Origin of the sequence: Pseudomonas sp. GW456-L13 (assembly GCF_017350115.1) — a bacterium.
Classification (GTDB): domain Bacteria; phylum Pseudomonadota; class Gammaproteobacteria; order Pseudomonadales; family Pseudomonadaceae; genus Aquipseudomonas; species Aquipseudomonas jessenii.
Genome location: NZ_JACNAS010000001.1, coordinates 706,634 through 722,209, shown reverse-complemented (window position 1 = coordinate 722,209; position 15,576 = coordinate 706,634). Strand labels below are relative to the sequence as shown.

At 60.1% G+C, this 15,576-nt stretch carries 13 protein-coding genes and 1 pseudogene; 6 read left to right on the top strand and 8 right to left on the bottom strand.

The window, feature by feature from the left end:
- Positions 1-128 precede the first annotated feature (128 nt).
- From preA to hydA, 3 genes are all read right to left on the bottom strand, one after another.
- On the bottom strand, positions 129-1,403 hold the full coding sequence (preA, locus tag J4D25_RS03125; protein ID WP_057715185.1) for an NAD-dependent dihydropyrimidine dehydrogenase subunit PreA: 1,275 nt from the start codon (positions 1,401-1,403) through the stop codon (positions 129-131).
- On the bottom strand, positions 1,404-2,771 hold the full coding sequence (locus tag J4D25_RS03120) for an NAD(P)-dependent oxidoreductase (protein WP_057715184.1): 1,368 nt from the start codon (positions 2,769-2,771) through the stop codon (positions 1,404-1,406).
- 162 nt (positions 2,772-2,933) lie between these two features.
- A complete protein-coding gene (hydA, locus tag J4D25_RS03115; protein WP_057715183.1) occupies positions 2,934-4,373 on the bottom strand; it encodes a dihydropyrimidinase in 1,440 nt (479 codons plus the stop codon).
- A gap of 553 nt (positions 4,374-4,926) precedes the next feature.
- On the opposite strand from hydA, the gene J4D25_RS03110 reads away from it, so the two are divergent.
- The 6 genes and pseudogenes from J4D25_RS03110 to J4D25_RS27230 all read left to right on the top strand — a co-directional run bounded on the left by J4D25_RS03110 (position 4,927) and on the right by J4D25_RS27230 (position 10,030).
- A complete protein-coding gene (locus J4D25_RS03110; RefSeq protein ID WP_057715182.1) occupies positions 4,927-6,411 on the top strand; it encodes an NCS1 family nucleobase:cation symporter-1 in 1,485 nt (494 codons plus the stop codon).
- Between the two features lie 148 nt (positions 6,412-6,559).
- Complete coding sequence (locus J4D25_RS03105; RefSeq protein WP_057715181.1) at positions 6,560-7,843, top strand: Zn-dependent hydrolase; 1,284 nt, start codon at positions 6,560-6,562, stop codon at positions 7,841-7,843.
- 94 nt (positions 7,844-7,937) lie between these two features.
- Complete coding sequence (locus J4D25_RS03100) at positions 7,938-8,372, top strand: carboxymuconolactone decarboxylase family protein (RefSeq protein ID WP_057715180.1); 435 nt, start codon at positions 7,938-7,940, stop codon at positions 8,370-8,372.
- Positions 8,373-8,375: 3 nt separating this feature from the next.
- Entirely contained in the window at positions 8,376-9,269 is an 894-nt protein-coding gene (sigJ, locus tag J4D25_RS03095) for an RNA polymerase sigma factor SigJ (RefSeq protein ID WP_057715179.1), read from the top strand.
- A gap of 143 nt (positions 9,270-9,412) precedes the next feature.
- Positions 9,413-9,838 (top strand): annotated as a pseudogene (locus J4D25_RS03090) (PAS domain-containing protein); the annotation flags it as partial.
- 24 nt (positions 9,839-9,862) lie between these two features.
- Positions 9,863-10,030 (top strand): LuxR C-terminal-related transcriptional regulator, encoded by a 168-nt coding sequence (locus tag J4D25_RS27230; protein WP_373423035.1) that lies wholly within the window; start codon positions 9,863-9,865, stop codon positions 10,028-10,030.
- A gap of 626 nt (positions 10,031-10,656) precedes the next feature.
- Here the strand turns inward: J4D25_RS27230 and J4D25_RS03085 are convergent.
- From J4D25_RS03085 to J4D25_RS03065, 5 genes are all read right to left on the bottom strand, one after another.
- Positions 10,657-11,424: an SDR family oxidoreductase gene (locus tag J4D25_RS03085; protein WP_007976320.1), complete on the bottom strand. Its 768-nt coding sequence runs from the start codon at positions 11,422-11,424 to the stop codon at positions 10,657-10,659.
- A gap of 137 nt (positions 11,425-11,561) precedes the next feature.
- A complete protein-coding gene (locus J4D25_RS03080) occupies positions 11,562-12,629 on the bottom strand; it encodes a phosphotransferase family protein (protein ID WP_057715177.1) in 1,068 nt (355 codons plus the stop codon).
- A gap of 144 nt (positions 12,630-12,773) precedes the next feature.
- A complete protein-coding gene (locus tag J4D25_RS03075) occupies positions 12,774-13,739 on the bottom strand; it encodes a 2-hydroxyacid dehydrogenase (protein ID WP_057715176.1) in 966 nt (321 codons plus the stop codon).
- 182 nt (positions 13,740-13,921) lie between these two features.
- Positions 13,922-14,509 carry a TetR/AcrR family transcriptional regulator gene (locus J4D25_RS03070; protein WP_057715175.1) on the bottom strand — a complete coding sequence of 196 codons (588 nt, stop codon included), beginning with the start codon at positions 14,507-14,509 and terminating at the stop codon, positions 13,922-13,924.
- A 28-nt stretch (positions 14,510-14,537) separates the two neighbouring features.
- Positions 14,538-14,921, bottom strand: a complete 384-nt coding sequence (locus J4D25_RS03065; protein ID WP_057715174.1) for a tautomerase family protein — start codon at positions 14,919-14,921, stop codon at positions 14,538-14,540.
- Positions 14,922-15,576 lie beyond the last annotated feature (655 nt).

Below are 15,576 nucleotides of genomic sequence, written 5' to 3'. Positions count from 1 at the left end.
TGGCCGGCCTCATCGCGAGCAAGCTCGCTCCCACAGGGATCATTGGTGTACTCAGGTTTGATGTACGACACAAATCCACTGTGGGAGCGAGCTTGCTCGCGATGGCGCCGGTTCAGACGCCGCAGATTTCAAGGACCGACGTGATACGGATTCCTCGGATCATGATTCCAGTCCAGGAACGGCTTGCCAGTCTCCACCGGCACCATCTCGATGCAGTCCTGCACCGGGCAGGTGATCTGGCACAGGTTGCAGCCCACGCACTCCTCATCGATCACTTGATACTTGTGAGTGCCATCCGCTTGCTTGAGGCTGGCCACGGCCTGGTGCGAGGTGTCCTCACAAGCGATATGGCAGCGACCGCAACCGATACAAGCCTCCTGATCGATTTTCGCGATCACCTTGTAGTTGATGTCCAGGTACTTCCAGTCCGTGGTGTTGCCCACCGCGCGGCCGGAAAACTCCGAAATGCTGGCATAGCCCTGACTGTCCATCCAGCGTGACAAGCCGTCCTTCATGTCTTCGACTATCCGGAAGCCATGCAGCATCGCCGCCGTGCAGACCTGCACCGAGCCACTGCCGAGCGCGATGAATTCCGCCGCATCGCGCCAGTTGCCAATGCCGCCGATCCCGCTGATCGGCAGGCCTTGGGTCTGCGGGTCGCGGGCGATTTCGGCGACCATGTTCAAGGCTATCGGCTTGACGGCCGAGCCGCAGTAACCGCCGTGGGTGCTTTGGCTGCCGACCATGGGATTGGCGACCATGCGTTCGAGGTTAACGCTGGTGATCGAGTTGATGGTGTTGATCAACGACACCGCATCGGCACCACCACGGTGGGCGGCGCGGGCGGCGACACGGATGTCGGTGATGTTCGGCGTGAGCTTGACGATCACCGGCAGCGAGCAATAGGTCTTGCACCAGCGGGTGACCTGTTCCACGTATTCCGGCACCTGGCCGACCGCCGCGCCCATGCCGCGTTCCGGCATGCCGTGGGGGCAACCGAAGTTCAGCTCGATGCCGTCGGCGCCAGTGGCTTCCACCAGCGGCAGGATGTGTTTCCAGGATTCTTCGACGCAGGGCACCATCAAGGACACGATCAGCGCACGGTCCGGCCAGTCCTTTTTGACCTGGGTGATTTCCCGCAGGTTGATCTCCAGCGAGCGGTCGGTGATCAGCTCGATGTTGTTAAAGCCCAGCACCTCCCGGTTAGCCCCGAAGTGTGCCGAGTAGCGCGAAGACACGTTCACCGCCGCCGGGTCTTCGCCCAGGGTTTTCCAGACCACGCCACCCCAGCCGGCCTCGAAGGCGCGGACCACGTTGTAGGCCTTGTCGGTCGGTGGCGCGGAGGCCAGCCAGAATGGATTGGGTGCTTTGATGCCGGCGAAGACAATCGACAGATCGGCCATTTACGCAGCCTCCACGTTGAGCATCAGTTGAGCGTTGATCGCCTCGGCGGCGCGCTTGCCATGCTGCACAGCTTGCACGGTAAGGTCCTGATCGAGGCTGGTGCAGTCGCCGCCGGCATACACGCCGGGGATGCTGGTGCGCAGTTGTTCATCGACTTCGATGCGCTCGCCCTGACGCTTGAGTTCTCGGGCCAGCGGATCGCTGAGGGCGCTGCCGTCGAATGTCTGGCCGATGGCCTTGAAGATCGCGTCGGCGGCCAGTTCGAAGGTTTCACCGGTGGTTTGCAGGCGGTCTTCCACCAGACGGGTGCGGGCGAAACGCATGCCGCGCACGCGGCCATGGTCATCGAGCAGCACTTCTTCGGGTTGAGCCCAGGTCATCAGCCGCACCTGATTGGCCTTGGCAATCTCCTGTTCGTGATGGGTGGCCCCCATGTCCTCGATGCCACGGCGGTACACCAGATTCACATCGTGAGCGCCGAGGCGGGCCATTTGCACCGCCATGTCGATGGCAGTGTTGCCTGCGCCGAGGACAATGCAGTGGTCGGCCAGGGGCAGTTGGCTCAGGTCATCGGCCTGGCGCAGTTCGCGGATGTAGTCGGTGGCGGCGAGCAGGCCGGGCGCGTCTTCGTGGGCCAGCCCTAGCTGTTTGCTGGCATTGAGCCCGAGGCCGAGGAACACCGCATCGAACTGTTGATGCAGTTCACTGAGGGTCAGGTTCTCCCCGAGTTTCTGCCCGTGGCGGATTTCGATGCCGCCAATCTCCAACAGGAACTCAAGTTCCTTTTGCGCGTAGTCATCCACCAGTTTGTATTTGGCGATTCCGTACTCGTTGAGGCCGCCAGCCTTTTCCCGCGCCTCGAAAATCACTACGTCATGCCCGTGCATGGCACTGCGGTGGGCGCAGGACAAACCGGCCGGACCGGCACCCACCACGGCGATGCGTTTGCCGGTGGCGGCAGCACGCTGGAAGGGGTGCGTGCTGAAATGGGCGTTGTCCACGGCGTAACGTTGCAACAGGCCGATCATGACCGGCGCGCATTCGTGAGTGTTGTTGCGCACGCAGGCCTGCTGGCAAAGAATCTCTGTCGGGCACACCCGGGCGCAACTGCCACCGAGGATGTTGGCCGAGAGGATTTTCTGCGCGGCGCCTTGCACGTTGTCCTGCGCAATGTTGCGGATGAACGAGGGAATGTCGATCTCGCTCGGACAGGCATTCACGCAGGGCGCGTCGTAGCAATACAGGCAGCGCGAGGCTTCCAGGTGCGCCTGGCGCTCGTTGAGCGGCGGCGCCAGATCGGTGAAGTGGCCGGCGAGGGCGGCCGCATTCTCAACGGGATGCGGGAGGTGGTCCAGGGTCTTGATCACGGTTTTGGCCTCACGGTTATTTGAGGTGCTGCCTCTGAATGGGCATTGTTTTTTGTGTTGTCTGTGCGGGCCTCATCGCGAGCAAGCTCGCTCCCACAGGGATCTCGGGTGTTCACAAAACCTGTGGGAGCGAGCTTGCTCGCGATAGGCCGAAGGCCGCTTTCAGCGTTTCACGGCAACCGGCTTGTGCAACTCAGCCCGCTTGCTCAGCAAATCAAACACCGCCGGATACGCCGGTCGTTCGATGTAGCGCCCGGCCCCGCGTTCGGCCCGCAGGTCGCCGTCGGCCCAGACCACGCGGCCCTGGCTGATGGTGTGGCTGGGCACGCCGCGCACGGTCTTGCCTTCGAAGATGTTGAAGTCCACCTGCTGATGGTGGGTCTTGGCGGAAATGGTGCGCGTGCCTTGCGGGTCCCACAGCACCAGGTCGGCATCGGCACCCACACGAATCGCGCCTTTGCGTGGGTAGAGGTTGAAGATCTTCGCCGTGTTGGTGGACGTCAGCGCGACGAATTGCTGCATCGAAAAGCGTCCGCTGTTCACACCTTCATCCCACAACACCGCCATGCGGTCTTCGATGCCGGCGGTGCCGTTGGGGATCTTGCTGAAGTCGTCGCGGCCAGCGGCTTTTTGCTCGGCGCAGAAGCAGCAGTGGTCGGTGGCGGTGGTGTGCAGGTTGCCCGATTGCAAGCCATGCCAGAGCGCCTCTTGATGGCCGCGGGGGCGGAACGGCGGGCTCATCACGTAACCGGCGGCGGTTTGCCAGTCCGGATCGCGGTAGACGCTGTCGTCCAGCAGCAGGTGCCCGGCCAGTACTTCGCCGTAGACCGGCTGGCCCTTGCCCCGGGCGTAGGTGATTTCGTCCAGGGCTTCCTTGGTCGAGACGTGAACCAGGTACAGTGGCGTGCCCAGGGTTTCGGCGATGCGGATCGCCCGGCTCGCGGCCTCGCCCTCAACCTGTGAGGGCCGCGACAGCGGATGCGCTTCCGGTCCGGTGATGCCCTGGGCCATCAGCTTGCGTTGCAGGTGATACACCAGTTCACCGTTTTCCGCGTGAACGGTCGGCACCGCGCCCAGTTCCAGGCAGCGTTCGAAACTCGCCACCAGGGTGTCATCGGCGGCCATGATCGCGTTCTTGTAAGCCATGAAATGCTTGAAGCTGTTGACGCCGTGCTGGCTGACCAGTTCGGCCATTTCCTCGCGGACCTGTTCGCTCCACCAGGTGATGGCGACGTGAAAGCCATAGTCCGACGCCGACTTCTCGGCCCAGCCGCGCCACTGATGGAAGGCTTCGAGCAAGGATTGCTGTGGGTTGGGAATCACGAAGTCGATGATCGACGTGGTGCCGCCGGCCAGTCCGGCCGCCGTGCCGCTGTAGAAGTCTTCGCTGGCCACGGTGCCCATGAAGGGCAGTTGCATGTGGGTGTGCGGGTCGATGCCGCCGGGCATCAGGTATTGGCCGCTGCCGTCGAGCACTTCGGCGCCTGCAGGTACATCGAGATTTTCGCCGATGGCCTTGATCACGCCGTCTGCGCAATACACATCGGCGCGATAACTTTCATCATGGGTAACAAGGGTGGCGCCACGGATCAACAGAGACATTCCGAGTTCCTCGCAGGCAATGACCGGTTTATGCCGGTTCTAGATGTTCTATATACAAACAGCCCGGTCAGATTTATTCCTGTCAGTGCTGTCAGGATTAAACGCTAGCTGCAGTTATCCGAATCGGCAAGAATATTTTTTATAAGCTTATGCATGTATTAACTAATTGATATTTAAAGATTAATTACAAGAATCACCAAAATGGTGAGGCCGCTCACCATTTTGACGCACTTGACAGGATCGAAAAATAGTCAAGATTTCTTATGTGAAATCAGCTGTTTGAGTATGGTCTATGGTTGATGCGCAGCCATTGAAAAAAAGATCAACGCACCAGATTGAGTCCTGACTGTCAGGACAACTTGTCTGGCATTCGGCCTGAGTGGCATGACATGCAACTGAGGACTGCATCGTTGACTGCATAAAACTGATAAACATCAGTTGCTTACAGAGTGTTTATGGAACTGCCCGATGCGTAAGCGGGGCACCCGGCACGTTTATTGATGCCGCCAGCCCCCGATGAGCAAAAAATAATTCAAAGAACAGTGGAGCGGCCATGCAACAGATCAGATCGCAAGTGACCGAGCGCGACGGCTTGTTCGAGCTTGAAGCCGGCAGCGATGTCCTCGACAGTCCCCGTTACAACCACGACATTGCACCGACCAAGGTGCGCGAACGCACCTGGAACAAATGGCACATCACCGCGCTGTGGGTAGGCATGGCGATCTGCGTGCCGACCTACACCCTTGGTGGCGTGCTGACCGCGTACTTCGGCCTGACCGTCGGTGAAGCGTTGCTGGCGATTCTGTTTGCCAACATCATCGTGCTGATTCCCCTGACGCTTAACGCCTTTCCCGGCACCAAGTACGGTATTCCCTTTCCGGTGTTGCTGCGCTCGTCCTTCGGCGTGCTCGGCTCCAACATTCCGTGCCTGATCCGCGCCCTGGTGGCGTGTGGCTGGTTCGGCATCCAGACCATGTTCGGCGGGCTGGCGATTCACCTGTTCCTCGGCTCGGTGTTCGAGGGCTGGAAGTCCCTGGGCGGCACCGGTGAGGTCATCGGCTTCATGGTGTTCTGGGCGCTGAACCTGTGGGTGGTGATTCGCGGTGCCGAGTCGATCAAATGGCTGGAAACGCTCTCGGCACCGCTGTTGGTGCTGGTGGGGGTAGGGCTGTTGGTGTGGGCCATGCCCAACGTGTCGATGACCGAGTTGCTGGCGATCCCGGCCAAGCGCCCCGAAGGTGCGGGCGTGGCCAGTTACTTCGCGGCCGGGCTGACCGCGATGGTCGGGTTCTGGGCCACGCTGTCGCTGAACATCCCCGACTTCAGCCGCTACGCGAAAAGCCAGAAAGACCAGATCGTCGGGCAGATCATCGGCTTGCCGCTGACCATGTTCCTGTTTGCCTCCCTGGGCGTGGTGATGACCGCCGCCTCGGTGAAGCTGGTGGGGGTGACGGTGTCCGACCCGGTGACCCTGATCGGCCATATCCAGAGTCCGGTCTGGGTGGCGCTGGCCATGGCGCTGATCATCATCGCCACGCTGTCGACCAACACCGCGGCCAATATCGTATCGCCGACCAACGATTTCCAGAACATCGCCCCCAAGGCGATCAACCGGACCAAAGCGGTAATCCTCACCGGGCTGGTCGGACTGGCGCTGATGGCCCATGAACTGCTGAAAAAGCTCGGCCTGATCGTTTCCGATCTCAGCCTGGAAACGGTCTATTCCAACTGGTTGCTCGGCTATTCCAGCCTGTTGGGGCCGATCGCCGGGATCATGGTGGTGGACTATTTTCTGATCAAGAAGCAGCAACTGGACCTCGCCGGCCTGTACCGCGATGACGTGTATCCGGCGTGGAACTGGAGCGGGTTCATCGCGTTTGGTGTGCCGGTGGTGCTGACGCTGCTGTCCCTGGGCAGCGACGCTTTCAGCTGGTTCTACAGCTATGGCTGGTTCACCGGCTCGGCGCTGGGTGGGATTATTTATTACGGGTTGAGTGTGATGCGGCCCAGCCCATCAATAGCTAAAACTGCGGTGTAAGGGAGGGCCTCATCGCGGGCAAGCCCGCTCCCACAGGTTTTGTGCACACCCGAGAACCCTGTGGGAGCGGGCTTGCCCGCGATGGCGGCCTCAAGTTCACCAACGAATTGCCTGAAGAAACACACAAGAACAGCCTGAGGAGATCATCATGAACGCGGCCGTAGACGTTCTGCAGTCCAGCCATCAGCACATCAACCGCGACCGCCTGTGGCAATCGCTCATGGAACTGGCCAGGCTCGGCGCCACGGTCAAGGGCGGCGTGTGTCGCCTGGCCCTGACCGATCTGGATCGCCAGGCCCGGGACATCTTCGTCAAATGGTGTATCGATGCCGGCTGCACCGTCAGCATCGACGCCGTCGGCAACATCTTCGCCCGTCGCCCCGGGCGCAATCCCGATCTTCCACCGGTGATGACCGGCAGCCACATCGACACCCAGCCCACCGGCGGCAAGTTCGATGGCTGCTTCGGTGTGCTGGCGGGCGTCGAAGTGCTGCGTACCCTCAATGACCTCAATATCGAAACCGAAGCGCCGCTGGAAGTGGTGGTCTGGACCAACGAAGAAGGCTCGCGCTTCGCCCCGTGCATGATGGGTTCCGGCGTGTTCGCGGAAAAATTCACCCTCGAGGAAACCCTGGCCAAGGTCGATGCCGAGGGCGTGACGGTGGGGCAGGCACTGAATGCCATTGGTTACGCCGGGCCGCGCAAAGTCAGCGGCCACAAAGTCGGCGCCTACTTTGAAGCCCACATCGAGCAAGGCCCGATACTGGAAGACGAACGCAAGACCATAGGCGTGGTCATGGGCGCCCTCGGGCAGAAATGGTTTGACCTCAAGCTGCGCGGCGTCGAAGCCCACGCCGGCCCGACCCCGATGCACCTGCGCAAGGACGCTCTGGTCGGCGCCGCGGTGATCGTCGGTGCGCTCAACCGCGCCGCCCTCAGCCATCAACCCCATGCCTGCGGCACCGTCGGTTGCCTGCAAGCCTATCCCGGCTCGCGCAACGTCATCCCCGGCGAAGTGCGCATGACCCTGGACTTCCGGCACCTGGAACCGGCGCGCCTGGACTCGATGATTGCCGAAGTGCGTGAAGTCATCGAAACCACCTGCGACGAACATGGCCTGACCTTCGAACTCACGCCAACGGCCGACTTCCCACCGCTGTACTTCGACAAGGGCTGCGTCGAAGCGGTACGCGGCGCCGCCCAAAGCCTGGGCCTGTCGCACATGGACATTGTCAGCGGCGCGGGCCACGACGCAATCTTCCTCGCCGAACTCGGCCCGGCCGGGATGATCTTCGTGCCGTGCGAAGGCGGCATCAGCCACAACGAAATCGAAAATGCCGCGCCGGAAGACCTGGCGGCCGGGTGTGCGGTGCTGTTGCGGGCAATGCTGGCGGCTTCGGCGGCGATTGCGAAGGGAGAGTTGACTGCTTGAACCGAGTGACGTGCGCTGAATGAATCAGCGCACGTCACAAACCCCAACCCTCAATCGTCATCCTGTTGAATCCCTCAATCAGTGGAGCAACACGATGTCGTCCAACACCCAAGCGGTCAACCTGCTGCAATCGATTCCACAGGTTTTCGAAAGCCTGACCCAGGTCCATGTCGCGCTCGATCAGCATGATCTTGATCCAGGCCTCAAGCACTTGATCCACCTGCGCGCCTCGCAGATCAACCAATGCGGTTTTTGCGTGAAGATGCACACCCGCGAAGCCCGGGAAGCCAATGAAACCAACGAGCGCCTGGATCGCCTGATCGTCTGGCGTCACGTCAATGATTTCAGCCCTGCGGAGCGCGCTGCGCTGGCGTGGACCGAAGCCTTGACGGTACTGGATGAAAAAACCGATTACGCCAGCTTGCGCGGTGAACTGAGGGCGTATTTCAATGACGAACAGATCGGCGCCTTGACGGCCGAGATCGGCATGATCAACCTGTGGAACCGCTTGCAGGTGTCGAGGCACTGATTGATGAACTGCGCTGAAAACGCCGCCACTGTGTTCGAGCAGCGCCGGCCCTTTTTGCTTGGTCTGGCCTATCGCATTCTCGGTTCGCGCGCCGAAGCCGAGGATGCGGTGCAAGAGTTGTTCATCAAGTGGCTGGAGGCCGACCGGGCCTCCATCGCCACGCCGGCCGCCTGGCTTACCACCGCCTGCACCCGCCATTGCATTGACCTGCTACGGTCGGCGCACAAGTCCCGGGTAGATTACATCGGTACCTGGCTGCCGGAGCCGATCCACACGGCGCATCAGGATTCACCCGAGCACATGCATGAACTGGCTTCGTCGCTGTCCACCGCGTTCGTGTTGTTGCTGGAGCGGCTGACACCCAAGGAGCGTGCCGCGTACCTGCTGTACGAAATCTTCGACATGGATTACCCGCAGGTTGCCGATGCGGTCGGGGTGCAGGAAGCCGCTTGCCGCAAACTGGTGTCTCGGGCCAAGACGAGTCTTGGCAGTGCCCAGGCCCGCTATCAACCGGAACCTGTGCGCCAAAACCAGTTGCTCAGTGCCTTCCACAACGCCATCACCAGTGGTTCCACGGCGAACTTGAGCGTGATGCTGAGCGAAGACGTCGAACTCTGCGCCGACAGCGGCGGCAAGGCTTCGGCGATCCGTGAAACGCTGTTTGGCATCGAAAGCGTGCTGGATTTCATTGGCCAGTCGTTGCACGCCTATTGGCAAACCTGTGAATGGCTGCCCGTTGAAATCAATGGGGCCCGAGGCGCCATCATCAAGGCCGACGGTGTTATCACCGCGTCGATGACGTTTGCTTTCGATGAAACCGGGCGGGTGAATCGGGTTTTCATCATGCGTAATCCGGACAAGTTGGCGGGGCTTGACGCGTCCTTTAACGTGCAATAGTCAAAGGACCACCGGCCCTCCAGGCTTTTCGCTGCACTACTCAACCGCTTCCGCGAGCAAGCCCGCTCCCGCAAGGTTCGTTGCACTAACCAAAACTCCGGCGGTCGTATTCTTCACAGGGGCACCATACTTGTGGAGTCGAAATGAGCCAGCACGTCCTGACCTCTGAGGCCAATCGTCGCCAGTTGCAGCAAATCATCGCCGGCTTGTCCGACGGGGTGATTCTGCTCGATCCCGACCAGAGCATCCTGTGGGCCAACGAGGCTGCGTTGGCCATGCACGGTGCCTCGCAGATCAGCGACCTGGGCAGCAACGCCAAGGCCTATGTCAAACGCTTCGCCCTGCGTTATCGCAACAATCACCTCGTGCCGGCCGACAGCTACCCGATCAGTCGGGTGGCCCGTGGCGAGACGTTCAGCGATGTGCTGGTGGAGGTGACATCGGCGGGGAACGAAGCGTACACCTGGGTCCATCGCGTGCGCAGCCTGGTATTGGTTGACGGCCGTGGCAAACCGGAGTCGCTGGTCTTGATCATGGACGATGTCACCGACCGGGCCAGCACTGGGCAACTAACCGCCCGTGAGCGCGATGTACTGGGTCTGATCTGCGAAGGCCTGGCCGACAAGGACATCGCCGCGCGCCTGAAACTGGCACCGAACACAGTGCGCAACCATGTGGCGACGGTGTACTCCAAGCTCAATGTGCGCAGCCGCAGCGAGGCGATTGTCTGGGCGCGGGAGCGGGGGACTGTTCTCTGGTGAATCCCGGTCGAAGGGGCAGGGTTAACCTACAAACGCACTATCGGTCACCGCATTGATCGAAGAACTGCGTTACGAACTGGACAGCAATTCCTTGCAGCGCCCTGATTCGGTGATGTAAGAACTGTCAGCTTTTACGGGTGCTGGTCACGGATTGGGCTATAAATGATTCGCAGATATTTATTTTTTTGACAGGTGCATGGATTTTGCGCGCCGGTTTTGTTGTCACAAAAATGTGTCTATCACTTATCGCGGGTCAACCTATGAAAACTCTTGGGAAACGCGTTATCTCACCCTTGTCGCCGGCATTCTGCGTGGCGATCCTCGGCGGCTGTGCCAGTCCGCCACCCCCTCCAGCGGTCACTCCACCCCCTCCTGAACGCACCTGCCAGGCCATGGATAAAACCGATGTCCTGGGCGATGTACGGGCTGAAGACGGGCAGGTGACCCGAGTCACTACCACGACTCGTTGCGTCACGCAGTAAGCCCGGACGCTGCGATGTGCAACAACCCCGACTGTGGGAGCGAGCTTGCTCGCGATAGCGGCGTATCAGTCGACATCGATGTTGAATCTGATACCGCCATCGCGAGCAAGCTCGCTCCCACAGGGATTTGTACTGTTCAGACAATCAGGACAGGAAGCCGCCATCCACATTCAGCGAAACGCCGGTGGTGTAGCTGGAAGCATCGCTGGCCAGGTACAACACTGCGCCGGCCATTTCGCTTGGGTCAGCCACGCGCTTGAGCGGGATCTGTTGCAACGCGGTGTTCAGGATGGCTTCGTTTTTCACCAGTGCCGAGGCGAACTTGGTGTCGGTCAGACCCGGCAGCAAGGCATTGCAGCGAATCCCGAATTGCGCACATTCCTTGGCGAAGACTTTGGTCATGTTGATCACCGCCGCCTTGGTCACCGAGTAGATGCCCTGGAAGATGCCCGGTGAAACACCGTTGATCGACGCCACGTTGATGATGCTGCCGCCGCCGTTTTCGCGCATCAGCTTGCCGGCTTCGACCGACATGAAGAAGTAGCCGCGGATGTTCACGTCGACGGTTTTTTGAAAGGCGCTGAGGTCGGTGTCCAGCACGTTGCAGAACTGCGGGTTGGTCGCGGCGTTGTTGACCAGGATGTCCAGGCGCCCGAACTGTTCCTTGATGCCGGCGAAGACCTGGCTGATCTGTTCCATCTCGCCGATGTGGCAGGCAATGGCGGTGGCCTTGCCGCCGGCGGCGATGATCGCGTCGGCGACGTGCTGGCAGCCTTCAAGCTTGCGGCTCGACACGATCACGTGGGCGCCTTGCTGGGCCAGTAGTTTGGCGATGGCTTCACCGATGCCACGGCTGGCGCCGGAGACGAAAGCGATCTTGCCGTCGAGGTCGAACAACTGAGTCTTGGACATGGGATTCCCTTATGAAAAGTCTTGTTATCGAGTCAAATGCCGTGTTGCGGCTAATGCTGTTCAGTTGAGTCCAGTCAGTGCGCGTTATCGTTCACGGTCTTCGCGCGCAGGCTTGCTCCTACAGGGATCGCATATGGTCAGAGGCTGGATTTCGAGATGACCTGCAAGCTCATCTGCTCCAGCAGCTTGTTCATGTGAATGAACTGCGCGAAGCGTTTGTCCTGGGTCTGGCCATGGTAGAAGCGGTAGTAGATCTGCTGCACGATGCCGGCCAGGCGGAACAGGCCGTAGGTGTAGTAGAAGTCGAAATTGTCGATGCGTATGCCCGAGCGTTCGGCATAGTAATCGACGAACTCGCGGCGGGTGAGCATGCCCGGCGCGTGGCTCGGCTGGCGGCGCATCATCTGCACCGGCGCCGGATCATCGGCTTCGATCCAGTAGGCGAGGGTGTTGCCCAGGTCCATCAGCGGATCGCCCAAGGTGGTCAGTTCCCAGTCGAGCACGCCGATGATCTGCATCGGGTTGTTCGGGTCGAGGATCACGTTGTCGAAGCGGTAGTCGTTGTGCACGATGCTGGAGGTCGGATGGTCGGCCGGCATCTTGTCGTTGAGCCAGGCCTTGACCGCTTCCCATTGTGGCGCATCGGGGGTCAGGGCCTTTTCGTAGCGATCGCTCCAGCCTTTGATTTGTCGCGCCACGTAGCCTTCGGGTTTACCCAGGTCACCCAGGCCGTAGGCGTTGTAGTCGACGCGATGCAGTTCCACGAACTTGTCGATGAAACTCTTGCACAGGGCTTCGGTTTTCGCCGAATCCAGGCCCAGCTCCGGCGGCAGGTCCGAGCGCAGGATGATGCCGTTGACCCGTTCCATGACATAGAACTCGGCACCGATCACCGATTCGTCGGTGCAGTGCACGTAGGCTTTCGGGCAGTACGGAAAACCGTCGCGCAGTTGATTGAGGATGCGAAATTCACGGCCCATGTCGTGGGCCGACTTGGCCTTGTGGCCGAAGGGCGGGCGACGCAGGACGAATTCCTGTTCGGGGTATTCCAGCAAGTAAGTGAGGTTTGAAGCGCCGCCCGGAAACTGGCTGATCCGTGGCAAGCCGCTGAGCCCCGGAATATGGGCCTTGAGGTACGGATCGATCAGGCCGGCATCGAGCTCTTCACCGGTGCGGGTACGGGTGGACTGGTCAGTAAGCGCCATGCTTATCCCTTCTGCTTATTCTGGAGGCCTGAAACTATTGGCTAATCTAATGCGCACACTGCACACCTACAACCGCGAACGGCTCTTATAGGTGAGCGTGTTGCCGGCCAATCATTGTTTTTGATACAGCTGTTTGAATCGCCATCAATGGGCGAGCTGGCTCTGGGCCGACGGCAGTTCGATCGGCGTGAGCACCGGTTGGCCGGAGAAAAACGCCACGAGGTTCTTGCCCACCATTTCGACGGTGCCCTGGGTGGCTTCCGGGGACAGCCCGGCGACATGGGGGGTGAGGATCACGTTGCTCAGGGTCTTGAGTGCATCCGGCACCTTCGGTTCGGCGTCGAACACGTCGAGTGCGGCGCCGGCGATCCGGCGTTGTTCAAGGGCGCTGATCAGGTCGGTGGTGACGATCACGCTGGCGCGGGCGATGTTGACGATGAATCCGTTGGGACCCAGGGTATCGAGGACCGCTTTGTTGATCAGGTGTCTGGTCCCGAGACCACCAGGGGTCGCGACGATCAAAAAGTCCGAAGCACGGGCCAGTTCAGTGGGGGTGGAGCAGAAGGTGTAGGGCACATCGCTGCGATGCTGGCGATTGTGGTAACTCACCGCCATATCGAAGCCATTCGCCGCGCGTTTGGCGATGGCCATGCCGACGGCGCCGAGGCCGAGGATGCCCAGGCGTTTGCCAGCGAGGGAAGGGCGCATGATTTTCGGCCACTCACCGCGCCGAACAGCGGCATCACAGCGGGGTATGTCGCGCACCAGCGCCAGCAGCAGCGCCATCGCATGGTCGGCGACGGACGAGGCATTGACCCCGGCGCCATTGGTGACGGTGATGCCCCGGTTCGCTGCGGCCTGCAGGTCGACGTGTTCATAGCCGGCGCCAATCACGCAGATGATCTTGAGGTTGGGCAGGGCGGCGATTTCATCGGCATACAGCCCCAACGGGCCACGGGTGAGGACGGCGTCGATCTGCCCGGCGTGGTGGGCAATGGCTTCGGCGCGTTCGGCGGGCGTCGGGGCCAGGATCAGGTGAAAGCCCTGATGTTCGAGGATAGGCAGGTACTCATTGATGGTTTCAACCAGTACCAGAACGGTTACAGGCATGCTTGGCTCCCTGTGGGCATCGAAAAATCGGCTCGAACGTCACTTGAGATTGCTGATTTCAGGGCGGCTTGGCAACCACCAGCGATCGCAGTCCGTGGCAGCTCCTGCGCCATTGTGGACACTGCGCTGAGTGTAGGAGTTGGTAATGCCTGCGATCTTTTTATTGCGTGGGGGCGGGCGATTTATTTCGACGGCGTGAGGGCGGCCCGGGCAGCTTGGAGAATCTCATCCGATAGCGGGTCGCCTCGGGTGGCCCGGGACAGCATCAGTGCACCGAACATCAGCGAATACTGCACCAGCGCCTGCTGCCGTTTGCCGGCTTCGTCCTCTGCGTCCAGCAGCGAGCCAAGGGAATCGAGCAGGTTGTTCAGGCCTTGCAGATAGGTTTGGCGCAATCCGCTCTCGGCGGCCTCATGGCACATGTCCCCGGCAAAGGCCACCACCGGGCAGCTGTCGCCCGGATTGTCCCGGCTTTCGTTGGACAGGTAGGTTTCGACCACGGCACAGCGGGCGGCGTCCTTGCCGTCATGCTCGGCCACCCGTCCTGACCAGCGTTGCGCGGCTTGCTCGAAAGCCCGGCCGCTGGCCTCTTGCGCCAGGGCCTCCCTGGATTCGAAGTGCCCGTAGAAGCCACCGTGGGTCAGGCCCGCGGCGGCCATCACATCGACCACGCTGATCCCGTGCAAGCCGCGTTCACGAAACAGCCGGGTGGCGGCATCGACGATGGTCTCGCGGTTGAGGTCGGCTTGTTTGCGGGAAACTCGGGGCATGGGTCATTCTCGGTTTGCAGGTGGACTATCAGAGGGCGTATTGGGCAATCCCGTTGCCGAACGACCAGTTCTCTTTTTTCACTTCCACCAGATTGATGAAAACGTCTTCCAGGCGCACCGCCAGCTCTGCATTAAGGCTTTCGGCGATGGTTTTGTAGAGGTTTTTTTTCTGCTCCAGGGTTCGCCCTTCGTTGAGGGTGATCTGGATGACGACCAGGTTATCGGTGCGGTTGATGCCCAGATACTCGGGATCAAAGATGAAATGCTGCTCGTCGTGTTCGACCAGTATCTGGAAGTTGTCGTGTTCAGGCACGCCAATGGTCTGGCGCATGGCGGCATAGATCAGTTGTCCGATGCGTCTGGCGTGGGTGGGGTCCCGGTGTTTTCGGATGTCGACGCGAACCAGTGGCATGGGCAGACTCCAGGAGGAATGCAGGTCGGTTAAAAATACATGATGGTAGACCTTTATCAAGCGGTGGATGCTGTCTGGCGATGAAACGTAGCCTCGAAAACACTGCAATTCCTTGTGGGAGCGAGCTTGCTCGCGATAGCGGTGTGTCTGGCAAGTAGATGTTGGATGTGCCGCAGCCATCGCGAGCAAGCATAGGGTTCCTTTATTTGTTGGCACGAGCGCTCCGAATATATGGGCGTGGAGCGCGCAAGTTTTCATTAATTTTGGTTAATTTTTTTTCAAAAAAATTGGTACAGGCCTTTGATGTAGTATTTTTGTTTGGTACGCCGGAGCATTCGACCGTTTCGATGGAATTTTCTGATAAGTTAAGAGCCGACACTAACTTCTCATCGCTATCGCAAGTTTTAAACCTGGAGGCTGATACCCAAGAAGTCGCGACGCGAAGGGAGAGCTGAAAGAATTCTGTGAGGAAGGAGAGCGCGCTGAACCATGATCATGAGAGGGGCTGTTGATGATCATGTTGTCGGTAAGATATCCCAGGCAGCATTTAATTTCTGATTGCCCGGGTTCGGCACAAGTTATACTTTTGAATCCGATAGGTCGTATAATTTAATCATGAGTTGTTGGAGCGGAGGTGTATAGGAAAGGATGATAC